This is a genomic window from Flagellimonas sp. 2504JD4-2 (assembly GCF_053642935.1).
On the sequence record NZ_JBSIOV010000002.1, the window covers coordinates 103,611 to 128,647 of the forward strand.

At 40.3% G+C, this 25,037-nt stretch carries 27 protein-coding genes; 16 read left to right on the top strand and 11 right to left on the bottom strand.

What is annotated here, in order from left to right:
• Positions 1–42 precede the first annotated feature (42 nt).
• On the bottom strand, positions 43–1,836 hold the full coding sequence (locus ACULLH_RS07160) for a BspA family leucine-rich repeat surface protein (protein ID WP_454088058.1): 1,794 nt from the start codon (positions 1,834–1,836) through the stop codon (positions 43–45).
• A 284-nt stretch (positions 1,837–2,120) separates the two neighbouring features.
• Here ACULLH_RS07160 and ACULLH_RS07165 point away from each other — a divergent pair, with 284 nt between their 5' ends.
• Positions 2,121–3,194, top strand: coding sequence for a phospholipase D-like domain-containing protein (locus ACULLH_RS07165; protein WP_454088059.1), 1,074 nt, complete (start codon positions 2,121–2,123; stop codon positions 3,192–3,194).
• Between the two features lie 273 nt (positions 3,195–3,467).
• The gene (locus tag ACULLH_RS07170) at positions 3,468–4,937 is read left to right on the top strand and encodes a T9SS type A sorting domain-containing protein (protein ID WP_454088060.1); all 1,470 of its coding nucleotides are present in this window, start codon (positions 3,468–3,470) and stop codon (positions 4,935–4,937) included.
• 51 nt (positions 4,938–4,988) lie between these two features.
• Here the strand turns inward: ACULLH_RS07170 and ACULLH_RS07175 are convergent, their stop codons facing one another.
• The 5 genes from ACULLH_RS07175 to ACULLH_RS07195 form a co-directional block, all read right to left on the bottom strand.
• Positions 4,989–5,288 (bottom strand): hypothetical protein, encoded by a 300-nt coding sequence (locus tag ACULLH_RS07175; RefSeq protein ID WP_454088061.1) that lies wholly within the window; start codon positions 5,286–5,288, stop codon positions 4,989–4,991.
• A gap of 9 nt (positions 5,289–5,297) precedes the next feature.
• A complete protein-coding gene (locus ACULLH_RS07180) occupies positions 5,298–5,741 on the bottom strand; it encodes a M23 family metallopeptidase (protein ID WP_454088062.1) in 444 nt (147 codons plus the stop codon).
• 134 nt (positions 5,742–5,875) lie between these two features.
• A complete protein-coding gene (gene ligA / locus ACULLH_RS07185; protein ID WP_454088063.1) occupies positions 5,876–7,876 on the bottom strand; it encodes an NAD-dependent DNA ligase LigA in 2,001 nt (666 codons plus the stop codon).
• A complete protein-coding gene (gene prmC / locus ACULLH_RS07190) occupies positions 7,873–8,814 on the bottom strand; it encodes a peptide chain release factor N(5)-glutamine methyltransferase (RefSeq protein WP_454088064.1) in 942 nt (313 codons plus the stop codon). Before prmC ends, ligA begins: the two co-directional genes overlap by 4 nt.
• A complete protein-coding gene (locus ACULLH_RS07195) occupies positions 8,753–9,238 on the bottom strand; it encodes a GNAT family N-acetyltransferase (RefSeq protein WP_454088065.1) in 486 nt (161 codons plus the stop codon). The genes prmC and ACULLH_RS07195 overlap by 62 nt, the downstream gene beginning before the upstream one ends.
• Positions 9,239–9,267: 29 nt before the next feature.
• Between ACULLH_RS07195 and ribD the strand changes: the two genes are divergently transcribed.
• Genes ribD through ACULLH_RS07215 form a run of 4 tightly spaced genes read left to right on the top strand, consistent with a single transcriptional unit; the run spans position 9,268 to position 12,387 of the window.
• Positions 9,268–10,320, top strand: a complete 1,053-nt coding sequence (gene ribD, locus ACULLH_RS07200; protein ID WP_454088066.1) for a bifunctional diaminohydroxyphosphoribosylaminopyrimidine deaminase/5-amino-6-(5-phosphoribosylamino)uracil reductase RibD — start codon at positions 9,268–9,270, stop codon at positions 10,318–10,320.
• Positions 10,313–10,915 carry an HAD family hydrolase gene (locus ACULLH_RS07205; protein WP_454088067.1) on the top strand — a complete coding sequence of 201 codons (603 nt, stop codon included), beginning with the start codon at positions 10,313–10,315 and terminating at the stop codon, positions 10,913–10,915. The genes ribD and ACULLH_RS07205 overlap by 8 nt, the downstream gene beginning before the upstream one ends.
• Positions 10,916–11,779, top strand: a complete 864-nt coding sequence (locus tag ACULLH_RS07210) for an EamA family transporter (protein WP_454088068.1) — start codon at positions 10,916–10,918, stop codon at positions 11,777–11,779.
• Entirely contained in the window at positions 11,779–12,387 is a 609-nt protein-coding gene (locus ACULLH_RS07215) for an IMPACT family protein (RefSeq protein ID WP_454088069.1), read from the top strand. The genes ACULLH_RS07210 and ACULLH_RS07215 overlap by 1 nt, the downstream gene beginning before the upstream one ends.
• Before the next feature lie 109 nt (positions 12,388–12,496).
• On the opposite strand, the gene ACULLH_RS07220 is transcribed toward ACULLH_RS07215, so the two are convergent.
• Entirely contained in the window at positions 12,497–12,895 is a 399-nt protein-coding gene (locus tag ACULLH_RS07220; protein WP_454088070.1) for an acyl-CoA thioesterase, read from the bottom strand.
• 205 nt (positions 12,896–13,100) lie between these two features.
• Between ACULLH_RS07220 and dnaA the strand changes: the two genes are divergently transcribed.
• Genes dnaA through ACULLH_RS07235 form a run of 3 tightly spaced genes read left to right on the top strand, consistent with a single transcriptional unit; the run spans position 13,101 to position 15,716 of the window.
• On the top strand, positions 13,101–14,525 hold the full coding sequence (dnaA, locus tag ACULLH_RS07225) for a chromosomal replication initiator protein DnaA (RefSeq protein WP_454088071.1): 1,425 nt from the start codon (positions 13,101–13,103) through the stop codon (positions 14,523–14,525).
• A 9-nt stretch (positions 14,526–14,534) separates the two neighbouring features.
• The gene (locus tag ACULLH_RS07230; RefSeq protein ID WP_454088072.1) at positions 14,535–14,987 is read left to right on the top strand and encodes a low molecular weight protein-tyrosine-phosphatase; all 453 of its coding nucleotides are present in this window, start codon (positions 14,535–14,537) and stop codon (positions 14,985–14,987) included.
• Positions 14,988–15,716, top strand: coding sequence for an SAM-dependent methyltransferase (locus ACULLH_RS07235; protein ID WP_454088073.1), 729 nt, complete (start codon positions 14,988–14,990; stop codon positions 15,714–15,716).
• A gap of 52 nt (positions 15,717–15,768) precedes the next feature.
• Here the strand turns inward: ACULLH_RS07235 and ACULLH_RS07240 are convergent, their stop codons facing one another.
• The 4 genes from ACULLH_RS07240 to dapF form a co-directional block, all read right to left on the bottom strand.
• A complete protein-coding gene (locus tag ACULLH_RS07240) occupies positions 15,769–16,410 on the bottom strand; it encodes a hypothetical protein (protein WP_454088074.1) in 642 nt (213 codons plus the stop codon).
• Between the two features lie 161 nt (positions 16,411–16,571).
• Positions 16,572–17,615, bottom strand: coding sequence for an endolytic transglycosylase MltG (gene mltG, locus ACULLH_RS07245; protein ID WP_454088075.1), 1,044 nt, complete (start codon positions 17,613–17,615; stop codon positions 16,572–16,574).
• Positions 17,605–18,138: a GNAT family N-acetyltransferase gene (locus ACULLH_RS07250; protein ID WP_454088076.1), complete on the bottom strand. Its 534-nt coding sequence runs from the start codon at positions 18,136–18,138 to the stop codon at positions 17,605–17,607. Before ACULLH_RS07250 ends, mltG begins: the two co-directional genes overlap by 11 nt.
• Positions 18,132–18,905: a diaminopimelate epimerase gene (dapF, locus tag ACULLH_RS07255; RefSeq protein ID WP_454088077.1), complete on the bottom strand. Its 774-nt coding sequence runs from the start codon at positions 18,903–18,905 to the stop codon at positions 18,132–18,134. Before dapF ends, ACULLH_RS07250 begins: the two co-directional genes overlap by 7 nt.
• 133 nt (positions 18,906–19,038) lie before the next feature.
• Here dapF and ACULLH_RS07260 point away from each other — a divergent pair, with 133 nt between their 5' ends.
• The 7 genes from ACULLH_RS07260 (at position 19,039) to rplS (ending at position 24,755) form a co-directional block, all read left to right on the top strand.
• The gene (locus tag ACULLH_RS07260) at positions 19,039–20,433 is read left to right on the top strand and encodes a S1C family serine protease (RefSeq protein WP_454088078.1); all 1,395 of its coding nucleotides are present in this window, start codon (positions 19,039–19,041) and stop codon (positions 20,431–20,433) included.
• Positions 20,434–20,560: 127 nt separating this feature from the next.
• The gene (locus ACULLH_RS07265) at positions 20,561–22,009 is read left to right on the top strand and encodes a glyceraldehyde-3-phosphate dehydrogenase (RefSeq protein ID WP_454088079.1); all 1,449 of its coding nucleotides are present in this window, start codon (positions 20,561–20,563) and stop codon (positions 22,007–22,009) included.
• A gap of 109 nt (positions 22,010–22,118) precedes the next feature.
• Positions 22,119–22,727, top strand: coding sequence for a tRNA (guanine-N1)-methyltransferase (locus tag ACULLH_RS07270; RefSeq protein ID WP_454088080.1), 609 nt, complete (start codon positions 22,119–22,121; stop codon positions 22,725–22,727).
• 85 nt (positions 22,728–22,812) lie between these two features.
• A complete protein-coding gene (locus tag ACULLH_RS07275) occupies positions 22,813–23,253 on the top strand; it encodes an N-acetyltransferase family protein (RefSeq protein ID WP_454088081.1) in 441 nt (146 codons plus the stop codon).
• Positions 23,254–23,277: 24 nt separating this feature from the next.
• A complete protein-coding gene (gene trmD, locus ACULLH_RS07280) occupies positions 23,278–23,952 on the top strand; it encodes a tRNA (guanosine(37)-N1)-methyltransferase TrmD (protein WP_454088082.1) in 675 nt (224 codons plus the stop codon).
• Between the two features lie 2 nt (positions 23,953–23,954).
• Positions 23,955–24,278, top strand: a complete 324-nt coding sequence (locus ACULLH_RS07285; RefSeq protein WP_454088083.1) for a hypothetical protein — start codon at positions 23,955–23,957, stop codon at positions 24,276–24,278.
• Positions 24,279–24,404: 126 nt separating this feature from the next.
• Positions 24,405–24,755: a 50S ribosomal protein L19 gene (gene rplS / locus ACULLH_RS07290; RefSeq protein ID WP_454088084.1), complete on the top strand. Its 351-nt coding sequence runs from the start codon at positions 24,405–24,407 to the stop codon at positions 24,753–24,755.
• Positions 24,756–25,037 lie beyond the last annotated feature (282 nt).

The window sequence follows — 25,037 nt, forward strand, 5'->3', positions numbered from 1 at the left end:
AATGGATAGAAAATTTTATTTGTGCTTTGTCTCCTAATTAATCTAAAAGCAAATTTGTCCTGCTTGTAAACCATTGTCCATGATAGTCCATCCCGAATTATTAATCAACATGTTTCGCGCATCAACGGCTATACATAAATACTCCAGGTTATCGGATCGAAGCGAAATAACATTTGTTGGGTTTTGATCCGCCCAACCGATTAGGGTGTCAGAATAATTTTGAGCGGACAGCCCAGAATAGGCAAGCATGAAAGACATGTTACTTACATTACTGATATCCCAAGCACCTAAGTCCTGATCAAACATATCTGCTGAAAAAAACATTCGGCTCATATCAGTTACATTGGAGGTATCCCAATTACCAATGTCCGCATTAAATGAATTGGCGTAAAAAAACATTTCACTCATATTAGTTACATTGGAGGTATTCCAATTGCTAATGTCCGCATTAAATGAATCCGCGCTGCTAAACATTTCACTCATATCCGTCACTTGTGCGGTATCCCAGCTTCCGATATCTTGGTTAAATTGAGAATTTGAGGCAAACATAGAACTCATATCGGTCACATTTCCTGTATCCCACTCGCCTATATCTTGATCAAAGCTCGTATGCATAAACATGCTTGACATATTGGTCACATTTTCCGTGTTCCAGTTTCCGATATCTTGGTTAAAGCTGGAATTCCCAAACATGTTTGACATATTGGTCACATTGGAAGTGTCCCAATTCCCAATATTACCATTGAACAAAGTAGCAGCTAGAAATGTTCTATACATGCTTTCGACATTACTCAAATTGGGGGTGTCATTTGCGTCGTATTCGGCTAGACTTGTACAAAAAGTAAACGCGCTTTCAAAACTTTGCCATGATATTTCACCCCATTGTTCTATGCCTATCAAAGCCGTTCGAGAGGCACTCAATTCATCATCTAGTGCATTGAACATTCGAATGGCTGGAAAATTACCTACAATGGCAACTGAATAGGTCCCTGCCGATTCATAAATATGTGATGGGAATGCTTGCAGGTCCGAGAAGTTTTCCTCGGCGCTTCCATCACCCCAATCGATGGTAAAGTCATATCCAAAATCGTTATTGGTGCCAATAACCAACTCAAACCCATCAGAAGGTATTTGCCATTTGGTCTTAAAAGATGCAGGGTCATTTAAAAGATCGCCTATTACATTAGCAACTTCAACGGTTACCGTGGCCTCCACGGCTTCATTTACACCATTGTTCACAGCAATGGTTAACTGGTGTTCAGTATTGGTTTCAAAGTCCAATGCCTGTCCTGTGGCTAAACTAAGTTGTCCGTCTTCGGTAATCTCAAACAAATCATTGTCATTAAGCGCAATGGAATACGTCAAGTTTCCGCCAAAATCTTGGGCTACAACTGTTCCTATGATCTCTGTATCAGCAATGTCTTCAGTGGCCACAAAGATTTGATCCTCCATTATTGGGGGTTCGATTACATCAAGCACCATAACGGTAACCAGATTAAAGAACTCACCCTTCCCATCGGTAACACGTACCGTAATTTGATGTTGTGTTGCAGTCTCATAATCCAATTGTTTGCCTTGGTCAAGACGCAACTCACCAGAACTGGAGAGTTGAAATAGATTGGACTGATCCATTGCCAGCCTGAAGTTCAAAACGTCTCCATTTGGATCCTCTGCGATAACGTTTCCTATAAGTTCTGTATCGGAAATATCTTCAGCGACTTCAATCGTATGAGGGTAAAAAGCAGGTATACCCCTTGTGTATTGTTCTTCTTCATTACTGCAAGAGAGCAGTATAAGCATGAAAAAGAAGCTGTAAGCACCTTTCCTAAATTCCATCTTCTTCAATTTTTAGCTTAGAATATCCGTATTAATGTGGCTGTGATATCTCATAAATTGACGGATGTGGTATTTGGATTGATGCCTAATGCGCTAAGTCAGTACCCAATTTCTTTTTTGATCGAGACAAAAATGCCCTTGACAATGGGGAAACATAGCCCTATTGTTACCATTCATAGTTTATAGCGGCCATTCCATACAAAATTTGGGTTGAATATGATATTTCGCTCACTTTTTCTGTAAGAATTTATTACCTTGATAAGGCAACCTCTATCTAAAATCAAATGGCTATCAAACTAAGTGAAATTGAACTATATATGGGACCCCAACAATTAGGAGGTCCAGATAATCTAAAACAAACAATACTCGACTTTATTAATGGTGCCAAAAGAAGTTTGGACATAGCTGTTCAAGAATTGGACGACATTGATATCGCCCAAGCCATAATAGACGCTAAAAAAAGAACTTATCTGACCAGCACTGGAAAAACAAGATTGCTCACTGTCGGAATTATTCTGGAAGGGGATTACCTTCACGCCAACAAACCGCAAATAGATCCGTTCACACCAACAGGTTCTTTAGAACCCAACAGAAAAATCATAAATGCGCTATATCGAAGCGCCGTCAGTCTAAAGACCGACTACAATGGAAAAATATTCCATCAAAAATTTGTCATCCGTGATGGCAAAGAGGTATTAACGGGGTCCACGAACTTCACGGTAACCGGTACTTCCAAAAACCTGAACCATCTTGCGATCATACGAAACGAAAAGGTCGTGAAAGCCTATAAAAAAGAATATCGCGAAATGCTCGCCGGAAAGTTCGGAAAACGCTCCGACACCACGGAAAAACCTATCGAAGATAGATCAGATGGCGTGCGATTAAAACCATTGTTTGCGCCCAATCACAGTCCAGAAATGGAAATTATGAAGCAAATGGCAAAGGCAAAGGACCGTGTAGATTTTGCCATTTTTACCTTTTCCGAAAGTTCAGGTATAGATGACCAAATGAATGTGGTCGCAAATGCAAATATTAAGGTATCCGGATTGATCAATGGGGACCAAAAAAACCAAGCGTGGTCCGCTTCGCACAATCTAGATCCAAAGGTGGATATTCTGTTCACCAAAAAAGGGCAAAACGGTTTGGGAAAACTGCACCATAAGCTTATGGTTGTGGATAAGAAAGTGGTCATCATAGGCAGTTTTAATTATACAGATCCGGCCAATCGCTTAAATGATGAAAACATTATAGTCATTGGTGATTTGGATGAAACCTCAACTACAGGGAAACAAAATCAGTCCAAACTTGGAGAATTTGCCTTTAAAGAGATAGAACGTATCCAATCACAGTTTACCTAAAATAAGGTGCTGTTTTACTTGAAAACCAATGGGGAGCGATTAATCACCGCCTTCAAATTTGAAGAACAATCGGACAAGAAAAACAGTCCTATTACAAATAGAAGATTGATGATGATGGGGAATTTCATTTGTGCTGATTGCCATACCTTTAAGTAGAAACGCTTGACCATTCAACGAAAAAAATCCCTTATCGAAAAAAACAATTGAATTTACTTGTTAATTTTTTAACATTTTTTGTACATTGTGTGCATTCCTTAACACAAACATTACTATATGAAAGAAAAGACTATTACCCCACAAACCCAACCATTATCTATAATACTTGCCTTCTTTTTCACTTTGTTCCTTGCCTTATTTTCGTTCGGGCAAAGTGAGTATGAATTACCAGGCCCAATAAGCCAGCTGACCGTTAACGAAAAGGGAGAGATTGCTTGCAACATTCATACAAGCGATGCGGTGGCTGTTGGTCATCACCAGATGGGAAGTGCAAAGAATGGACTTCAGATGAACGGGGCCCAAAAAGTAGCCTCATCCTCTAAAAAGACGCCAAGTGGCGCTACCATTTTTGTTGACTATTTCAATTTTGACCCAACCTTTCCAAATGAGGATTTTGTCATCGCTGCCACAGCATTTCAATCTGCCGTGGATGCCTGGGCGGCAAATCTATCTTCGGATACACCAATTTTTGTAGCCGCGGTTTTCCAGCAATTAGATCCGGGAGTTTTGGGTTCTGCAGGACCAACAAGAATTTATGCCAATTCACCAGGTCTTGAGCGAAACACATGGTATGGTAACGCTCTCGCTGACAAACTTAGCGGAGAAGATTTGGGACCCGGACTTTATGACATTGTAGCCAATTTCAGTACGGTATTCCCTAATTGGTACTATGGAACCGATGGAAATACCCCTCCTGGCGACTTTGATTTTAAGACCGTTGTGCTGCACGAACTAGGCCACGGGCTCGGATTTTTCGGATCTATGTTTGTTGACAATGCATCAGGTATTGGTGATTATGGCTTCGGCATTCCGAATCCTGTTTTTCCAGCAATCTACGATCGTTTGGCAAATTCCTCTGATGGGAAATCCATCCTTAAGGAAAACAGATATGGTAATTTTACCACAGAACTTGGTGATGTGCTATTATCTGGCCCATTAACAGCAAAAGGGCCAAGAATCAAAAAAGCAACACAGGGAAAAGGTGCTCAATTATTTACCATTCTTGATTCGGAAATCTTTGGAGACATTCCAGGTTTGACTGATTTATGGTTACCTGGATCCAGTTATTCACATCTTGATTTTGTAACCTATGCTGGAGGTCCCAACGGATTGATGGTTCCATTTTTATTTAGGGGACTTTCCTTTGCAGGACCCGATAATATTGTGCTTTCCATATTTGATGATATGGGATGGAATGGTCAAGTAAATAGAGAAGTTATGGAAGATCGGAGCAATGATGGCAACGGCGGTGACGATCCATTGGCAGAAGCCCAAAATGTAGTATCGCTCTACCCTAACCCTTTTACCTCCAATGTTAATATTACACTAGCCGAAGGCAGAACTATAAAAAAAGCCTCTATTTCTGATTTTGCAGGAAGCCTATATTCAGTGCCTAACGGAAAAATAAGAGGTGGAAGTGACGCATCCATCGATCTTTCAAATTTTAGAGGTAGGTCTGGACTATATTTTCTACAATTGACCTACGATGACAATAGCTCTGAAGTAGTTAAAATTTTTAAGCAGTAACTCAAATAAACTAGCTGATAGAGAAGTGCCGGGTATTTGCCCGGCATTTTTTTATTTGTTGATTACATATTCAACCATTTGCCGTAGTTCCTCTTCCAAGGTTAGATTCGGAAATGGCCTTCCAGCTTGCCTGTACCAATAGCCCGCATTCCATTCGTCTCCCTCCTTGCGATGTAGATAGGCATGAATCCAATTGCCCATAGTATTGTGGATATCCTGGGCGATATCATGAGAAGCATTCCAATTTCCTTTGGCATCCCACCAAAGTGATTGCAGCTCCAGTGTCCAACTCACAGGAGGTTGTTGTAGGCTTAGCGTTTCTTTGAAAGCATTAAAATCGGATGGAATCATGCTACAAATTTAGGGACGAAGCCAAACATCTGGATTCAGATAGAACATTTTTTTCCAACCCTGAATGACTTCCGAATCCCATAAATGAAAGTACGGAAATGGGGTTGTAATGGCATAATGTAAATGTGGGGGCTTTCCTTTGGCATTTCCGGTATTACCGACAGTGCCCAAAACCGAACTTCTTTTAACCGGTTTTAGTGGGAAAGTATGTATCTCATCTAGGTGTGCATAGTAATGAAATCGCCATTTTGGCCCAAGGACCATCACAGATTTACCTCCTTTACCACCATCATAGGTGTAAACAACGATACCATTGGTGGATGCAATTACCGGAGTCCCTTTCTCGGCAAAAATATCAATTCCCTTATGTGTTATGGAGCTTCCCCACGGATATGCCCAGAATGACTTTTTGTCCCAACTGTTCACATTTGCCCCTTCAACGGGGATGACCATGGATTGGGGTAACAAAAAACCTATGAAAAGAACAAGCAGTGGAAGCCAAAACCACCTCTTGAAGTATCTATAGCGTACTAAAAATGCAAAGCTTGAAAGCAGAAAATACCAAAAACGCCTGGTGGTATTGGTTATCATGCTTCAATTTTGGACATAAATTCCTGCTCCGATATAATGGGAACACCTAAGTTTTCTGCCTTGGTCTTCTTGCTGGGCCCCATATTGGCTCCGGCTACCAAAAAACTTGTTTTCGACGAGATGGATGAGGCAACCTTGCCCCCATTGTCCTCAATCAGCTTTTTCAACTCAGTACGCCCTATAGATTCAAATACGCCTGAAACCACAAAAGTTTGCCCTTTTAATTTATCGGATTGATTTTCCAGTTGTTCTTCCGAAAGTGAAAATTGCAGTCCAAACGATTTTAGCCGTTCCACTATCCCAACGTTGGTCGGATTGGCAAAAAACTGTACCACACTTTCGGCAATTCGTTCACCTATTTCGTCCACACTAACCAGTTCTTCCTGAGATGCGACCATCAAGGCATCAATGTTTTTATAGGCCTTTGCCAACTTTTTTGCCACCGTTTCGCCAACATATCGGATTCCCAACGCAAAAAGTACCCTTTCAAACGGTATGGCCTTTGAAGCTTCTACTCCATTGACCAAATTTTCAGCTGATTTTTCCGCCATTCGTTCCAACGGCATTACGTGTTCCTTTGTCAACACAAACAAATCAGCATAATTGGTAATCAGACCTTCTTTGAACAATAATTCCACAGTTTCACTACCCATACCCTCAATATCCATGGCCTTCCGCGATATGAAATGCTGAATGCGTCCCGTGATTTGAGGTGGACAACCTGTATCGTTAGGGCAGAAATGCTGTGCCTCGCCTTCATTTCGAATCAATTCCGTACCGCATTCTGGACAATGCCCAATATATTTTGTGGGATTGGAAGTGGCTGATCGTTTTGTGAAATCCACCGCAATAATTTTCGGAATGATTTCTCCCCCTTTTTCAACAAAAACCGTGTCACCTTCCCGGATATCCAATTTTTCAATCTGATCGGCATTGTGCAAGGAGGCCCTTTTTACCGTAGTGCCAGCCAAAAGTACCGGTTCAAGATTTGCAACAGGGGTTATGGCTCCAGTTCGTCCCACCTGATAGGTTATCTCATTTAAAACGGTAGATACTTGTTCCGCTTTGAATTTATAGGCCATTGCCCATCGAGGAGCTTTGGCGGTATACCCCAACTCCTCTTGGTATCGGAGGCTATTTACTTTTATGACGACACCATCAGTTTCATAGGGGAGATCATGTCGATGCACATCCCAATGCTCAACAAACTGCATTACCTCATCTGTTGTTTTGCACAATTTGTTCACGGTAGGCACTTTAAATCCCCAGGAGCGCGCTTTATCCAAAACTTCGTACTGCGAGGTGACATCAAGGTTTTTACCCATAATGCTATACAACAAACATTCTAGGGGACGCTCGGCAACCAACGCACTGTCCTGTAACTTTAAACTTCCGGAGGCTGTATTTCTTGGATTCATATAGGCCTCTTCGCCATTGGCAATTCGCTCTTGGTTCATTTTGGCAAATCCTTCCAAAGTCAAAATAATTTCACCACGGATATCAAATTTAGGCGGGTAGTCACCTTTTAATTGTAAAGGGACCGATTTTATGGTCTTGATATTTGTGGTGACATCATCTCCTTGATACCCATCACCTCGGGTAACCGCTCTTACCAATTTTCCTTCCTCATAGGTCAAGCTGATGGAAGCTCCGTCATATTTCAATTCGCAGGTGTATTCAACCGGAACATCGCCCAAAATGCGCTGGATTCGTCTTTCCCAATCCTCCAAGTCATCTTTAGAATAGGAATTGTCCAATGAATACATTCGATGTTCATGTTGAATGGTCTCAAAGTTTTTTGTGACCGCACCTCCAACCCTTAAAGTTGGTGAGGTTTCATCATAAAACTCGGGGTGTTCTTCCTCCAGCTTTTGAAGCTCCTTTAGTTTAATATCGAATTCATAATCTGAAATCGTGGGATTATCCAACACATAATAATTGTGGTTATGTCCCCTTAGTTCATCCCTTAGGGATGTTATTTTTTCTTGGATGGTCATGGTTTCTTTCCTTTGAGCATTCTATCGTTTCCAAAAAGGTCTTTGCGGAGTTCAATTTCCAAAAAATTATGCGCTTCTAAAAGTGCTTTTGTACCATTTCCCAAATATTGATTGATTTCGAAGAATAAGTACCCGTTATTCTTCAAATTATGCTGAGCGAACCGGGTTATCGCCCGATAAAAAACAAAGGCGTCATCATCTGGGACAAAGAGAGCCAAATTAGGTTCGTAATCCACCACATTTTTCTTCATTTGCTCTTTTTCCTGTTCTCTCACATACGGTGGGTTGGACACGATAATGTCAAACTGCAATCCGAAATCTAGTTTTGGGTCTAGAATGTCATGTGCTAAAAAAGTGACTTCAGCATCATTCAGTGTGGCATTTTTACTGGCAACTTGCAAGGCTTTTTCCGAGACATCAACAGCATACACTTTTGCATTGGGTAAATGTTTGGCCAAGGCGATAGCTATACATCCGCTGCCGGTTCCGATATCGAGAATTTGTAAAGCGTGGTCATTGAGCGGAGTCGAAATGACACTTCGGCTACGCTCAGTGTCCAAAATCCATTGTACAAGTTCTTCGGTTTCGGGTCTTGGAATGAGTACATTTTCATCGACACGAAACTCCAAATCCATAAAGTGGGTCTTACCTAATATATATTGTATAGGTTTTTCTTTTTTTAGCTCCGATAAGGCTTCAAAAAGGAGCTGTTCTTCTTCTTTAGTCAGTGTCAGGTCGGGTTGAAGCGCCAAAACAAAGCGTTCCAAACCTAAATAATGTTCTATTGCCAGGTAGAAAAAGGCATCAACCTCTTCCGCAGGAAAGATTTCATCCAACTCATGGTGAAAAATATTTTTGATATCCCTTAACAGCACCCTACAGTTTTTTAAGCATCCAAACAGGGCAGGCGTAATGACCGGTATCCCCAAGTCTGGCATCTAAATACTCAAAGCCCTGCTTGTTGTATAATTTTTGAGCGGCTTTCATATACGGCATAGTTTCAAGATAGCACTGTTCAAATCCAAATTCCTTTGCTTTTTCCATACAAATGGAAATCAATTTTGCGCCAACTCCTTTTCCCCTTGCATCTGGAGAAACATACATTTTTTGAAGCTCACAGATATTTCCTTTATAATTTTCCAATTGTGCTACCCCGGCGCATCCTATAAGCTGTCCTTCATCTTCCACGACATAATAAACTGCACGGGGAACATTGTATGTTTCATACATATCATCAAGTGCCTTATCGGCATAGGCCGAGCCTACTTTGGGCACACCCATTTCCAATAAAATCTCTCGAATTAATTCGGCCACCCGCTCATTGTCCCCGGGGGTTATTTCCCGAATAACAACATCACCCATATTGTATTTTATTATCCTATTTTTGCTAGGTGAAGATACATGAAAAATACATGTTGCGGTGCATCCAATTGGGCAAAAAAGGACTTGGAAGTACTGCACCGAATCCCATGGTTGGAAGCGTTATCGTGTATCAGAACAAAGTTATTGGTGAAGGCTTTACAAGTCCCTATGGAGGTAATCACGCCGAAGTCAATGCCATTCATTCGGTGAAGGATAAGTCCCTTCTCTCCAAGTCGACCTTATTTGTAACATTGGAACCCTGCAGTCACTATGGCAAGACACCTCCTTGTGCCAATTTGATTATCGAAAACCAAATTCCGGAAGTGGTCATTGGGCTTAAAGACCCTCACTCCAAAGTGGCCGGAAAAGGCATCGAAAAACTGAAAACAGCTGGTGTAAAGGTAAGTATCGGTGTTTTGGAGAATGAATGTCGAGAACATCACCGACGATTTCTGGCTTTTCATGAAAAAAAACGACCTTACATCATTTTAAAATGGGCCGAAACCACTGATGGTTTTATAGCCCCTGAAGCATCAGAAAGGACGCAAAACCCAGAGCCTTTTTGGATTACAAATACATATTCCAAACAAATAGTGCATCAATGGCGAAGCGAGGAGCAGGCCATTTTGGTTGGAACCAATACCGTTTTAGAGGACAACCCCAAACTAACTACTAGAAATTGGAAGGGAAAAAGTCCAATAAGAGTGGTTTTGGACCAAAGCTTGAAGATTCCAAAAGAGTTTCATGTATTCGACAATAGTGTAAAAACCATTGTACTGACCGGGGTAACCGAGAAGTCAAAATACTTGGATGGTGTCGATTACGAGGTCATTGATTTCTCAAAGCCTTTGGCTTCCCAAATTTGCGCAGTACTTTATACCTATAATATAACCAGTGTATTGATCGAGGGTGGTTCCCAAACGCTTCAAACTTTCATAAACGAAGATTTATGGGACGAAGCCAGGGTATTTACAGGGGAATCTATTTTTAACAATGGAACATTGGCCCCAAAAATTTCTGAGGAACCAAAAGACAGCATTCATATTTTAACGGACACTTTATCCACTTATACCAATGATTAAGAACATTATTTTTGATTTCGGGGATATTTTCATTGATTTGGACAAACCCGCTACCGCTAGAGCTATGGAGAAATTCGGGTTTGAACAGTTGACTCCAGAACTTGATATTCTTTTCAAGGATTATGAAAAAGGACTCATTAGCTCGCCAAAGTTTTTAGAAGAGGTTTCCCGGTTTTTTCCAAATGTCAGTCAAAAAGAACTTGTTGATGCTTGGAACGCCGTCTTGAAGGACTTCCCTGATTCGCGTTTGGAATTTGTGGAAAAATTGGCCCGAGAAGGTAATTATCGTCTTTTCCTGTTGAGTAATACCAATGACATACATATTGAATATGTAAAAGAGGTAATGGGAAGCGAAAAATTTAATCGATTCAAAAATTCGTTTGAAACATTTCACCTGTCTTATGAGATGGGAATGCGAAAACCGGATGCAGAAATATTCGAATTCGTTCTGAATGCAGATAATCTTACAGCTTCGGAAACCCTCTTTATTGACGATACCAAGGAAAACACGGATGCAGCTTCAACTCTAGGAATTCAGGTTTGGAATCTACAGGTTGGCCAAGAAGATATTACTGAATTAAAGGCCCGACTATAAATGATCTACTTAATTCTAAGTGTTTTATGTACCAGTTGCCTGTTTGTCATCTTCAAACTTTTTGATGTTTACAAGATTCAAACATTGTACGCCATCGTGGTCAATTATGTTGTAGCCTGCACAGTCGGCCTTTTGCTTTCAGAAACTGATTTTCATTTTGAGGAAATGACCCAGAAATCATGGTTTTTGGGAGCCATTGCGTTGGGCATCTTCTTTATTCTGGTATTCAATCTGATGGCCAAAACATCCCAAGTTGCAGGAGTTTCAGTAGCTTCTGTGGCCACTAAAATGTCATTGGTGATTCCTGTGGTTCTTGGAGTGGTTCTTTATCAGGAAAAACTCTCTGGACTTCAAATTGTCGGTATTTTTTTGGCACTCGCAGCGGTGTATTTTGCTTCCATGAAAAATGGCGGTATGGAAATTTCCAGAAAAACACTGGTTTTGCCCCTATTGGTCTTTTTAGGGTCCGGAATCATCGATGCCAGCATCAAATACTTTGAAACCGAACATTTGGACCCTGAGGAAGTTTCCATTTTTTCAGCAATGCTCTTTGGATTTGCAGCTATTTCGGGGTTTTGTTTTATCGGTATTAAGGCGATAAAAAAACCGTTGAAATTGAACTTCAAAAATGTGGTTGGAGGGATATTCTTAGGTGTACCTAATTATTTTTCCATTTTCTTTTTACTGCGTGCGCTTCAAGAAGGGGGAATGGACAGTGCCGCCATTTTCACCTTGAATAATGTGGCCATTGTAATGCTCACCACACTTTTGGGAATTCTTTTGTTTAAGGAGAGGATGAGTTTGAAGAATTGGGGAGGAATAGCACTAGCGGTGGCAAGTATAGTATTGGTAGCTTTATTTTAATGAAAGAGGATGTTTACAAAACACTTTTGAAGCCTTCCCCGGAGATGCTATTCAAGGATAGGAAAAGTAAATTCTTTGGCTATGCATTTCCAATTTCAAGCGAAAGCGACGTAAAACCAATCGTGGAAAGCTTGCGAAAAAAATATCATACTGCAAATCATGTCTGTTATGCCTGGCAATTGGGCACAAAAAAGACCTTGTATAGAGCCAATGACGACGGAGAGCCTAATAATTCCGCAGGAATGCCAATTTATGGCCAGATCCAATCCTTTGAGGTGACAAATGTGCTTGTTGCTGTCGTTAGAATCTTTGGTGGCATAAAGCTCGGAGTCGGCGGATTAATTCAAGCCTATCGCACTGCAGCCCAAATGGCACTCGAGGATGCGACCATCATAGAGAAAATTGTAGAAACCCACTTTACCCTTCTTTATGACTATCCCGAAATGGACAAAGTAATGCGCACCATTAAACAAAAGGGAATTACAATTGTTTCACAAAAAATGGAATTGAAATGCGAATTGGTCATTTCGGTACGTGAAAGCGAGGCAGAATCAATCTTCCAAATCTTTGAAGAGATGCAGGGCGTGGAGATTAAGGTAAAAGAGTGAACTAGTAGGATGGTGTATACCAAACTAATAAATCGTAATACTTTACTCCAACATCAGACACCAGACATCAGAAATCAGATTTTAGAATTCGGAAATCAGAAATTAGAAATCAGAAAACCAGTTTTTCCAAGATGTCTTGCGGACATTTCATGGGTTTATTGGTTTTCTTATCCATAAATGCCAAAACGGTATTGGCAGTGGCCAATAATTCGTTTCTCTCATTATAAATTTTGTAGTCAAATTCAATCTTGACCAACGGAGGTTTTTTAATTGTGGTCTCCACTGTAAGTAGGTCGTCGAACAGCGCGGATTTTTTATAATTAACTTGTAAGGAAATTACAGGGAGTATGATACCATTTTCCTCCATCCTACGATACGAGGTTCCAATACTCCTTAACCACTCAATCCTTCCCATTTCTAGATATTGTGCATAGTTGCCGTGGTGTACCACGCCCATCTGGTCGGTTTCAGCGTATCTCACGCGAAAAGAAAACAAATTTTGGCTCATATTTTAAGCGAAAAATTATATATTTAAAGTCTTGGTCATTCACTAGGGAACATGCGAAAAAAAAACAGAAAATTCAACGGTGAAATCATTTTTTTTTTCAAAGATTTGTTCACATATTTGTCGCTATCAAAAAACATCTGATACCCCCTCGGATGACTGAATCAAAAGCTTAAGGCTAACCAACAAAAACTAAGGAAAGACTTTTATGAGTGTTACTGCAAATTCCGTATGGAAAAACTGTTTGGCTTTTATCAAGGATAATATCCAACCGCAGGCATTCAAAACTTGGTTTGAACCTATTAAGCCTATCAAGTTAACCGACAAAGCGCTGAGCATTCAGGTTCCCAGTAAATTTTTCTACGAGTGGCTCGAAGAGCATTATGTGAAACTCTTAAAGGTTGCCTTGACCAAGGAGTTGGGCAACAACGCCAAATTGATATACATCATAAAGATGGAGAACAAGTACGGGAACAAAGAGCCGTTCACGGAGCAGATTCCAAGTTCCAATCGTACCGCTGTTGGTCCACAAGAGCTGGATGTGCCGATTACCTCTAAAAGTCCAGAGCTTAAGAATCCATTTGTAATTCCCGGTATTCGAAATATAAAGATTGAATCCCAGCTAAATCCAAACTATAATTTTGAGAACTTTTTAGAAGGTGATTCGAATCGTTTGGCACGTTCGGCAGGGATGGCAGTTGCGAACAAACCCGGAGGAACTTCCTTCAATCCCTTATTGGTTTTTGGAGGAGTAGGATTGGGCAAAACACATTTGGCACATGCCATTGGTGTCGAGATCAAGGATAAATATCCCGAAAAGACCGTCCTATATATTTCAGCGGAGAAATTCACACAACAGTATATTGAATCTGTAAAAAAGAATACTCGAAACGATTTTATCCATTTTTACCAACTCATCGATGTCCTTATCATAGATGACGTTCAGTTTTTATCCGGTAAATCTGGAACTCAAGATGTATTCTTCCATATATTCAACCACCTGCACCAAAACGGAAAGCAGGTGATCCTAACTTCTGACAAGGCTCCTGTAGATATGCAGGACATAGAGCAGCGCCTACTTTCCCGCTTTAAATGGGGATTGTCCGCAGAATTGCAAAGCCCAGATTATGAAACAAGGGTTTCCATCTTAAAAAACAAGCTATATCGAGATGGGGTTGAAATGCCAGAGGACATTATTGATCATGTGGCAAAGAATATCAAAACCAATATTCGGGAATTGGAAGGTGCCATTATCTCCTTGATCGCGCAATCATCGTTCAACAAACGAGAGGTCACTTTGGAATTGGCCCAACAAGTGGTCGAGAAATTTGTAAAGAATACAAAAAGAGAGGTTTCCATCGACTACATTCAAAAAGTGGTTTCCGATTATTTTGAAATGGATGTGGCCACTTTACAATCCAAAACCAGAAAAAGGCATATTGTACAGGCCCGACAGCTAGCTATGTTCTTTGCGAAAAAATTCACCAAGGCTTCCTTGGCAAGTATCGGTTCACAAATTGGAAAACGGGACCATGCTACAGTATTGCACGCTTGTAAAACAGTGGATAATCTTGCCGAAACCGATAAGCAGTTCAGAAAGTATATTGAGGATCTGAACAAAAAATTCTCCTAATATCATTTCATGAAAACCAAAGTTTTGATGATCTGCCTAGGTAACATATGCAGATCTCCTTTGGCAGAGGGCATTTTAAAATCAAAGGTTGATTCAACAAAGATTTTTGTGGATTCAGCAGGAACCGCAGGTTACCACGTAGGCAACCCTCCTGATGAACGTTCAATTGCGGTAGCCCGTAAATATGGAATCGACATAAGCTCGCAGAAATGCCGAAGATTTTCAGCTTCCGATTTTCAAGATTTTGATTACATCTACGCCATGGATAGGAGTAACTTTTCCAATATCGTACGGTTGGCCAGCGGTCGAGAGGACGAAAGAAAAGTCAGATTATTGTTGGACGAGGTGGATTTAGGGATAATCGAAGTGCCTGATCCTTATTACGGTGGTGCAGATGGATTTGAAAAAGTCTTTGAAATGGTCGACCTTGCATGCGAAGCTATTGCAAAAAGATTGAGATGAATGGAAGAAAATAAACCAAGTCTTGTTTCGGGAAAGGTCTACTTGATACCCACCGCCTTGGGTGATAATGCTCCTTTGGAAGTCCTCCCTATTTCTATAAAGAGAGCCATCGAAAACATTGACCATTATATTGTGGAAAATGAAAAAACAGCTCGAAGGTTCATAAAAAGAATAAGTCCCAGCAAGGCACAACCAAGCCTGCATATCGAAACTCTAAACAAGTTTACAGATTCGGCCATCATACCCAGTTATTTGGATCCCTGTATATCAGGACATAATATCGGCATTCTATCTGAAGCCGGTTGTCCTGGGATTGCAGACCCTGGAGCGGCAGTGGTAAAGGTTGCCCATGAAAAAAGAATCCAAGTGGTTCCCTTAATCGGGCCTTCTTCCATTTTAATGGCCATGATGTCGAGTGGAATGAATGGGCAAAATTTTGCTTTCAATGGCTATCTCCCCATCGATGCCAACGAGCGGAAAGCCATGATCAAAAGCTTGGAAAGGCTTTCCAAGGAAAAAGGACAGTCCCAGATATTTATGGAAACCCCTTATCGAAACGACAAACTGCTCAAGGAACTCACCAGAACCCTGCACAAAAGCACCCGATTGTGCATTGCTGCGGATATCACACTACCTACGGAATTCATTAAGACCAAAATTGTGCACGAGTGGAAGGAAATTGAACTTGACCTGAACAAGCGTCCCGCAATTTTCATCATTCAGGCATAAAAAAAGCCCGGAACATATTCCGGGCCTCTATCCAAATCGTAAAATAATTTACTTAAACTTTCGCGTTTCTTTTCTGCTGAATTGTTGAAATATCAAATCCAGCAAATTTTCTCATGTAGTACGAAATACTACTTCCATAGGCATCGGCCACATCACTCTGACCATAGGAGCGCAAATACTTTTTAACGTTCCCAGCACCAGCTAAATGAGCAGCTGCCAAAATACCGGATTCGGTTATCACCACACCTCGTATTCTCTTTCCATTAAAACGCTTGATGTCTCGTCGCAATATCCACTTGTTTCTAGCAATATTGGTTTCGAACGTTCTTTCTTGAAGTTTGGGGTCATTCAAAAAAGAATTGGCATCATAAACGCCCATCAGATTCAAGGTGCTCAATCCAAATTGGTACTTTCCTAGGTAACCTAATGTGTTGACCACACGGTACCTTCCTTGCGATTCTTTGAATGCAAGTGCTTCTTTAAAACCATTGTAGGCATTTCCTAAGTAGGGAGGTTTGACCATTGCATCTACCGTTACAATCGAATCTTGCGAAACGAAAGCCTGTACATTGGTCACAGCTTTTAACGAATCCGGGATATTATTATCCACATGCTTCGTTGCGGTATAAGAACCAAAGCTTGTTAAAATTACAATCATGGCAAGATGCAAAATAAAACTTATCCATCTTTTCATAACTCAAATTTTTAATGTCTCCAATTGCTCGAAAGCAATCAAATCAAATTTGGCCGGCAAATATAGGGGGAGACATTAGATTAACAAGGATAAAGCTCCTAAGATTTTCTTAAATAGGTCTCAAATTGCGTTAAATCGCTGAAAATTAACGACAAACTACACTATCTATATACTTTCTTAGCATTTAGCCATTTGACGTATTGCACCTTATTTCGGTTGTGTTGCACTAACGTTTTAGCGAAAATATGGTATCCAAAGTTGGAAACATCGGCTACGAAATAGAGATAATCGTGCTCTTCAGGGTTTAAAACAGCCTCAATGGAAGAAATGTCGGGCATAGTGATTGGTCCAGGAGGCACACCTGAGTATTTATAGGTGTTGTACGGGGATTCCATTTCCAAATCCCGATACAAAACACGTTTTATAATAGTGTCATAATTGCCCGTTTCTTTTTTTATCGCAAAAATCACCGTGGGGTCCGCTTGCAAAGGTATCCTTTTCTTTACCCGGTTTAGGTAAACACCTGCCACACGGGGTTTTTCGTCTGCTTTTACCGTTTCTTTTTGTACAACGGCTGCCAAGGAAATTACCTGCGTTGGGGTCAAATTCAGTACTTCAGCCTTCCCCAATCGCTCTGCATTCCAATACTTCTTATATTCTTTTAGCATTCTATCCCTAAAGTTCTGAGCGCTGGTATTCCAAAAAAACTCGTAGGTATTGGGCAGATACATGCATAATTTGGTATCCTGGTCAAATCCGGAGGCTTCCAAGAATTCTGTATCACTGAATGCATTCAGCAACGAAAGACTATCGGCTTCAATCTGGTTGGAAATCCTTCCTGCCAAGGTCTCCAATCGTTCTTGATTGTTGAATGAAACCTTTACCGGAATATTTTGGCTGCGAAGGGTATTGATAATCTCATTGTTGTTCATGCCCTTCCTGATGGCGTACTTCCCTCCTTTTATATTAGTGGAATAACCCTTCCTGTCAGCGACAGATTCAAAGGTTGAAACGTCCTTCAACAAAGGTTCCAGACTCTCTTTGACATCCGATAGGGAAGCATTGGAAGCAATATAAATATAGGCTTCGTCATTGCTGAATTGGGTGTTGGGACTAAAAATGGCGCTATAAATCTGATACACCACAAACCCACAGACCAAAAGACCCAAAATCGCTACGGCCCAAAGTATTTTCTTAAGATACACTTGAATTAATTTTTTGGAACATTATTTCGTTCTTGAAACCATTACTGGTCCGAATCCATTCCTTTTTTAAACCTATCCTTTCAAAACCGAGCTTTTCAAATAGATGGATACTGCGCTCGTTCTCTTCCAAAATATTGGCATATAATTGATGGAGATCTAAAATGGAAAAGGCATAATTGCATAGCAACGTTAAAGCTTCCGCTCCCCTGCCCTTGTTTCTGTCACCAGGTTTTGTTATTACGATTCCCACTCCAGCCCGTTTATTTTTTGGATCAAAATCGAACAGGTCAATCAGGCCGATGCAATTATCCTTGAGGTCACAGATACATAATCTTAACTGTTTTACATCATAAATGTCACGATGCGCATTGTCTAGATAAAGCCGGAGTACCTTTTTGGAATATGGTTTCAAGGTACCACTGATTTCCCAAATGGACGTATCGTTCTCCAGTTGATAAAGAAAGTCAAGGTCCTTGGGTTCCAAGGCCCTGAGATAAACTTGTTTTCCCTTTAAATCTAACATTCCACTTCACCTTTATAGACCTGCTTCGCTGGTCCTTTCAAAAATATGTTGGAGTACGAACCATTTTGTTGTTCAAAGCTAACCGACAAATTCCCTCCCGGCATATTTATTCTGACCGAATTGGAGTTTGTTTTTCCCATTTTATGCATGGCAATGGCCACTGCAGTAACGCCAGTTCCACATGAAAGTGTCTCATCCTCAACACCCCTTTCATAGGTGCGGGCATTAAAGGAGTCGTGATCGGCCTGCGAAACAAAATTAATGTTGCTCCCTGGCTTTCCGTACATTCCATAACGTAGTTTGGCTCCCACGTTCTTTACATCCACCTCTTCCAAGTTATCGACTAGCTGCACATGGTGGGGCGAACCGGTATCTAAAAAAGTATATGTTGCTTTTTCCTTTATTTCTTCAACATTCCCCATTTTTAGATTCACTTCGTCACCTTCAATCGTCGCATAGTGAAGTCCATCAATAGCGCTGAACGTGGTTTCCTTGCCTATCATTCCTAAAAAATGTGCAAAAGCAACGGCACATCTGCCTCCATTTCCGCATAGACTTTGGCTTGCATCAGAATTGTAATAGATCATATTGAAATCTGACTTTTCGTCATTTTCAACCAGGATAAGTCCGTCTGCACCTATGCCAAATCTTCTATCACACAGATCAACAATCAATTTGGTATTGTTTTTGGGAAAAACATCCTGGCGATTGTCAATAATGATGAAATCGTTGCCCGTTCCTTGATATTTGTAAAACTCTAGTACCATAATCGCTTACAAAGGAACAAATATAGGGTATTCTTTAAGGAATATTTTGTAGTTAAAAACGAGTTAAACCGACCAAGTCAAAAACGAATTCATTTAATTTTGTTGAATCAGAATGTTAAATTATTATTGAAATATGAAGAAAATAGCCAGTTTGTTCCTTGTATCGCTTTTTGCAGGGGCAATTACGTTAGGAGCATATAAATTATTTTTTGAAAAAGATACGTATCAAATTGTCGAATCAGCTGGGGAAACACCATTCCTTAGAACAAGCTCTTTGGCCACATCGGCTAAAGGTGCTGGAATCAATGAGGTTGATTTTACCATTGCGGCCGAAAAAACGGTAAACGCGGTGGTGCACGTTAAAAATTTGAGTGCAAGCAGAGGTAATAACAATCTTGCCGATTTCTTTTATGGGTTTGAACGCAAACAAACTCCTCAGATCGGGACCGGGTCAGGAGTAATTATCTCTCCTGACGGATTTATCGTTACCAATAATCATGTAATAGCCAATGCAAGTCAGTTGGAGGTTACCTTGAACAACAAAAAAACATATGAAGCAGAAGTTATTGGGGCGGATGCAAGTTCAGATATTGCACTTCTCAAAATTGATGTGGATAAACCACTACCTTACCTGGCTTTCGGTGATTCTGATAATGCCAAGGTAGGAGAATGGGTCTTGGCGGTTGGAAATCCATTTAGTTTGACCTCGACGGTAACGGCTGGAATAGTTAGCGCCAAAGCCAGATCATTAACGGTAGGACAACAGTCCTTTATTCAAACCGATGCCGCAGTAAACCCTGGAAACAGTGGTGGTGCCCTGGTCAATACCAATGGAGACCTTATTGGAATCAATACGGCAATCACATCCCAGACCGGATCTTACGTAGGGTATTCTTTTGCTGTACCTAGTAACATCGCCAAAAAAGTGGTCGAGGATATCATGGAATTTGGAAACGTACAGCGAGGGCTATTGGGAATCAGAGGAGGTGATCTTAATGCCCAAAGCGCAACTGAACTTGGACTAGATGAAATTGAAGGGGTTTACATCTCAGAAATTACCGAAGATTCGGGAGCTGAAGCTGCTGGATTGGTAAAAGGCGATGTAATCAAGAAAGTGGATGATATTAATGTGCGTAAATTTTCCGAATTAACCGGATACTTAAGGTCTAAGAGACCAGGTGATGTTATTAATGTGACCGTTGAACGTTTGGGTCAAAGGCTTACAAGAAAAGTTACCTTGAGAAAGGATCAGACTACTATTCTTCCTGCTACAGGTTTTACAGTTAAGAATCTATCTGATAAGGACAAGAGAACTTACGGAACCAAAAAAGGAGTAAAAATTATAGATGTTCCCCAAGGTTATGAAAGATATGGTCTTGAAAACAAAATCATCGTAGCCGTTGATGGAAACGAAATAGACAACATCGATGATGCGAAAGAACACTTTGGTGAAATCTCCAAATATGGACGAACCAGTTTTACCATGATCAATGAAAAAGGTGAAAAAGAACGCCTAATTCTGCAATAGGAACTCCAAAAACATAACAAAAATGGCACCTTAAACAAGGTGTCATTTTTTTTGCAACATTGTTTTACGAAAACGTTTGAAATATATAATTTTGCCGAAAATTTAAAGACACCTTCAACCAAAATCAATGAGTGATATTAAGTCTTACGAAAAGGAACTAGCTTTTCAAGCGGATAGAAGAAAAGCCACAACGGAATTCATTAAAATAATTAGTGATCTGTGGTATGACAAAGCCATAGAAGTAGTGCTTTTCAAAAATCAAATTATTGATAAAAATGTCAGTGACATTATCAACCTGCATGAGTATGCCGGGGAGTTTGTGCAAAAACCGATCTCCATATTTGACTCTGTTGAAATTTTAAGGGCCATTAACGATATAAGCCTTCCTCCAGCCAAATTGGATATTGGTAAGTTGACTTATGAATATCACTCAGATGATAATAACCATTTAAATGTCAAGGCCTTTGTCTTGGAAAAATTGAAGGATGCCCAGTCTTCCAAAGAAATCAAGCCAAAAGATGTGGTCTTATATGGTTTTGGTCGGATTGGTAGACTGGTTGCCCGCGAACTGATGGCAAAGACTGGAAGAGGAAGCCAGCTTCGATTGCGAGCAATTGTAGTAAGAGGTGAAATCAACGAAGAAATTCTTGAAAAAAGAGCAGCCCTTCTTAAGACAGATTCCGTTCACGGTCAATTTTTGGGCACCGTGGATATTGATGTGGAAAACCAGGCACTTATCATTAATGGTACCACGGTAAAGTTCATCACTGCCGATAAACCGGAGTCGATAGACTATACCAAATATGGCATTTACAATGCCTTGATCATCGATAATACTGGTGCATTTAGGGACAAATTGGCTCTGTCAAGACATTTAGAGGCAAAAGGAGCTGGCAAAGTATTATTGACCGCGCCAGGAAAGGAAGTTCCGAATATTGTTCATGGTGTAAACCACTCAGAATTTGACCCTGATAAAACAAAAATTTACTCAGCAGCTTCGTGCACTACCAACGCCATAACGCCTGTGCTTAAGGTAATCGAAGATTCTCTTGGAATCAAGAAAGGCCATTTGGAAACCATACACGCCTATACCAATGATCAAAATTTGGTGGACAATATGCACAAAAAATATCGCCGTGGCCGTGCAGCTGCACTTAACATGGTGATTACCGAAACTGGAGCAGGAGCGGCAGTTGCCAAAGCACTTCCTTCATTAAAAGGAAAGTTGACCTCCAATGCAATTCGCGTTCCTGTACCCAATGGTTCTTTAGCAATCTTACACCTAGAAGTCAAGAATAAGACCTCCAAGGATAGCATAAATACTATTTTAAAGAAATACGCACTTGAGGGAGACTTGGTTGAACAGATAAAATATTCGTTGAGCAATGAATTGGTCTCTTCGGATATTGTAGGCGCCTCTGCCCCATCGATTTATGATAGCAAGGCCACTTTGGTCTCTTCTGATGGGAAAAGCATAGTACTATATATATGGTATGATAATGAATATGGCTATTCGCATCAAGTGATAAGGTTGGCCAAGTACATTGCCAAAGTAAGAAGGTATACGTATTACTAGACTAAAATTTCTTCGGTTTAGGAGTTGAGTATTCACGATTTTCTTTTGATTTTTAGTTTATTGGCGTAATTTCGCCCTACCCTTAATCAAAATTAAACGCGCATTAACCATGAAATGTTTGAGAATTCTATTTACCCTAACCCTACTAACCACCTTTTATACCACAACTGCACAACAACAGGATGCCCAATCTGAAAAGGACAATACCTTGGTTGCGCAATTTGAAGAACTGGAACGAAAGGGAGGCAATTATAGGGCCAACGGTTTTAGATATGAGGTAATTAAAATAGGCGACCTATATCGGATAAAGAACAACATTTTCGATTCCATTAATACGGCCAACACCACGATTAAGAACCTCTCTTCGACCATCACCAGTAATAAAGCAGAGATAGAGGACCTTAATGCCAAATTGCAGGATACAACGAATAATCTAAGAAATGTAAGCGAAGAAAAAGACAGCATGTCATTTTTCGGGGCCTTGGTGAGCAAAGGAACGTATAAGCTTATTCTTTGGTCCATTATCTTAGGTTTGTTATTGTTCCTATTGTTTTTCATTTACAAATTCAGAAATAGCAATTTTCTTACCCATCAGGCGAAAACGGCTCTTGCAGATTTGGAAAAAGAGTATGAACAACACCGCAGACGTGCTTTGGAACGGGAACAAAAAATCAGTCGTCAATTACAGGACGAGCTGAACAAGCAAAAAAACAAATAGCGGTTTTCGCTCCCATAGTTTCATCCCTAATTTACGTCCGTTCAACTAAAGTTGAGCATTGCTCCGCTAATAATTACTTTTGAGCATGGAAATCAGAAAAGCTTCCTTGCAGGATTTGGAATTGATAACTCCCCTATTCGATGCCTATAGGGTATTTTATGAACAACAGTCCAATTTGGATGCGGCACGTAGTTTCCTAAAGGAACGTTTCACGCAGTATGAAACCGTTGTATTCCTGGCTGTAGACAAAGACAAGCCGGTTGGATTCACTCAACTTTACTCCACCTTTTCATCCGTTTCCTTACAACCATTTTTTATCTTAAATGATCTATTTGTTTCTCCAGAGGCTAGAAAAAAAGGGGTTGGGGAAGCATTGTTGCACAAAGCCAAAGAACATTGCAGAGAACTAGGACACAAAGGTCTTGCTCTGGAGACGGCAATTACCAATCCTGCACAAAAACTTTACGAAAGATTGGGCTGGACCAAGGATGAAGCTTATCTTCATTATTTTTGGTCCAACACTTAAGTGTTGTTATAAACTGTTGCTTTCATGCGGATAGACATCATTACCGTTTTACCAGAACTTTTAAGGAGTCCTTTCGAAGCTTCCATTCTAAAGCGAGCCATCGAGAAGAAATTGGTTGAAGTCCATATCCATAACCTCCGGGATTATACCACCGGCAACTACAAACAGGTAGATGATTACCAATTTGGTGGTGGAGCCGGTATGGTATTGCTGATTGAACCTATAGATAAGTGCATATCTAAGTTGAAAAAGGAAAGGGAATATGATGAGGTTATATATATGACGCCAGATGGCGATACCTTGAACCAGGCAACGGCCAATGAGATTTCCCTCAAAAAAAACTTGATCATCCTTTGTGGTCATTACAAAGGAGTGGATCAACGTGTGAGGGATTTATTTGTCACCCGTGAAATCTCCATCGGGGATTATGTGCTCTCGGGAGGGGAACTTGCAGCAGCAGTGCTGAGTGATTCCATAATACGTTTGCTACCGGGCGTCTTAAATGATGAAACCTCTGCGCTCACCGATACTTTCCAAGACAATCTATTGGCTCCCCCGGTCTATACACGACCCTCGACCTATAAAGGGATGGAGGTCCCCAAGATTTTATTGAGTGGGGATTTTCCAAAAATTGAAAAGTGGCGTGAGGAGCAAGCTTTGGAGCGAACCACAAAAAAACGACCTGATTTATTACATTAATTATGGATTATAGCGACTCTATAAGTTACATCATAGGAAGCCTTTTATATGGCATTACCAATCTATTGATTATCATAACCTGCATTGTACTTGTGGTAAAACACAAAAACATTGGAACAATATTAATGCTGATCGGAAGCATTTCCATTCTTCTTTTTTCCATTTTCAATATTGTGTGGACCCAAGTGGCAGCAAGGGATGGTAGCGAATCACTCGTACAAGCAACAAAACTATTGAGCATTATAGGTCCATTGCCCAATACCTTATTTGCTATTGGACTTCTTTTGTTTGCGGTTCGCTATGTTAAAAAACAACGGATGGATTAAACCCGTTCAAAAAACGTAAAAACATCTTGCCATTTCTAAATATTGCATTACTTTTGCAATCGCAAAATTAACCTCTGACGAAATCCGTGAAAGTTGATCTTGTTAAAACTTTAAAAAAACAGCAAAATGGAATCCTTAATAAAATTTGTCGAAGACGAATTTGTTCCAAAAAAAGACTTCCCTGAATTTTCTTCTGGTGATACTATCACAGTTTATTATGAAATTAAGGAAGGTGAAAAAACAAGAACACAGTTCTTTAAAGGTGTAGTGATACAACGAAGAGGAACTGGGGCAACCGAAACCTTTACCATCCGTAAAATGTCAGGTACTGTTGGTGTGGAAAGAATTTTTCCAGTAAACATGCCAGCACTTCAGCGTATCGAGGTAAACAAGAAAGGTAAAGTGCGTAGGTCTAGAATCTTCTACTTCAGAGGACTTACCGGTAAAAAAGCCCGTATAAAAGAAGTTAGAAAGTAATACACCCGCTTATAGCGCAACAAGAAAGCACCTTTTTCCAAGGTGCTTTTTTTATGAACAATTGTTAATAACCATCGTTCATATAATGTTGATTTTTAATTCCTTACAAAATTTGGATATCTCAGACTTTATCCTAATTTAGTCAAAGAAATATGAAGGAGATTATATCAAATTGATGTTTCGAATTTAAAGTTGACGTTCTTTAAACTAATGACTCCCTTTTTAATTGGTAACACTACTAATCACAAAAGGAATTTCGAAACTGGGGAAGCCTCGGCAGAA

Coding starts and splice junctions, on each gene's coding strand:
- ACULLH_RS07160 (WP_454088058.1), bottom strand. CDS start 1,836: ATGGAATTTAGGAAAGGTGCTTACAGCTTCTTTTTCATGCTTATACTG.
- ACULLH_RS07165 (WP_454088059.1), top strand. CDS start 2,121: ATGGCTATCAAACTAAGTGAAATTGAACTATATATGGGACCCCAACAA.
- ACULLH_RS07170 (WP_454088060.1), top strand. CDS start 3,468: ATGAAAGAAAAGACTATTACCCCACAAACCCAACCATTATCTATAATA.
- ACULLH_RS07175 (WP_454088061.1), bottom strand. CDS start 5,288: ATGATTCCATCCGATTTTAATGCTTTCAAAGAAACGCTAAGCCTACAA.
- ACULLH_RS07180 (WP_454088062.1), bottom strand. CDS start 5,741: ATGGTCATCCCCGTTGAAGGGGCAAATGTGAACAGTTGGGACAAAAAG.
- ligA (WP_454088063.1), bottom strand. CDS start 7,876: ATGACCATCCAAGAAAAAATAACATCCCTAAGGGATGAACTAAGGGGA.
- prmC (WP_454088064.1), bottom strand. CDS start 8,814: ATGCCAGACTTGGGGATACCGGTCATTACGCCTGCCCTGTTTGGATGC.
- ACULLH_RS07195 (WP_454088065.1), bottom strand. CDS start 9,238: ATGGGTGATGTTGTTATTCGGGAAATAACCCCCGGGGACAATGAGCGG.
- ACULLH_RS07205 (WP_454088067.1), top strand. CDS start 10,313: ATGATTAAGAACATTATTTTTGATTTCGGGGATATTTTCATTGATTTG.
- ACULLH_RS07210 (WP_454088068.1), top strand. CDS start 10,916: ATGATCTACTTAATTCTAAGTGTTTTATGTACCAGTTGCCTGTTTGTC.
- ACULLH_RS07215 (WP_454088069.1), top strand. CDS start 11,779: ATGAAAGAGGATGTTTACAAAACACTTTTGAAGCCTTCCCCGGAGATG.
- ACULLH_RS07220 (WP_454088070.1), bottom strand. CDS start 12,895: ATGAGCCAAAATTTGTTTTCTTTTCGCGTGAGATACGCTGAAACCGAC.
- dnaA (WP_454088071.1), top strand. CDS start 13,101: ATGAGTGTTACTGCAAATTCCGTATGGAAAAACTGTTTGGCTTTTATC.
- ACULLH_RS07230 (WP_454088072.1), top strand. CDS start 14,535: ATGAAAACCAAAGTTTTGATGATCTGCCTAGGTAACATATGCAGATCT.
- ACULLH_RS07235 (WP_454088073.1), top strand. CDS start 14,988: ATGGAAGAAAATAAACCAAGTCTTGTTTCGGGAAAGGTCTACTTGATA.
- ACULLH_RS07240 (WP_454088074.1), bottom strand. CDS start 16,410: ATGAAAAGATGGATAAGTTTTATTTTGCATCTTGCCATGATTGTAATT.
- ACULLH_RS07250 (WP_454088076.1), bottom strand. CDS start 18,138: ATGTTAGATTTAAAGGGAAAACAAGTTTATCTCAGGGCCTTGGAACCC.
- dapF (WP_454088077.1), bottom strand. CDS start 18,905: ATGGTACTAGAGTTTTACAAATATCAAGGAACGGGCAACGATTTCATC.
- ACULLH_RS07260 (WP_454088078.1), top strand. CDS start 19,039: ATGAAGAAAATAGCCAGTTTGTTCCTTGTATCGCTTTTTGCAGGGGCA.
- ACULLH_RS07265 (WP_454088079.1), top strand. CDS start 20,561: ATGAGTGATATTAAGTCTTACGAAAAGGAACTAGCTTTTCAAGCGGAT.
- ACULLH_RS07270 (WP_454088080.1), top strand. CDS start 22,119: ATGAAATGTTTGAGAATTCTATTTACCCTAACCCTACTAACCACCTTT.
- ACULLH_RS07275 (WP_454088081.1), top strand. CDS start 22,813: ATGGAAATCAGAAAAGCTTCCTTGCAGGATTTGGAATTGATAACTCCC.
- trmD (WP_454088082.1), top strand. CDS start 23,278: ATGCGGATAGACATCATTACCGTTTTACCAGAACTTTTAAGGAGTCCT.
- ACULLH_RS07285 (WP_454088083.1), top strand. CDS start 23,955: ATGGATTATAGCGACTCTATAAGTTACATCATAGGAAGCCTTTTATAT.
- rplS (WP_454088084.1), top strand. CDS start 24,405: ATGGAATCCTTAATAAAATTTGTCGAAGACGAATTTGTTCCAAAAAAA.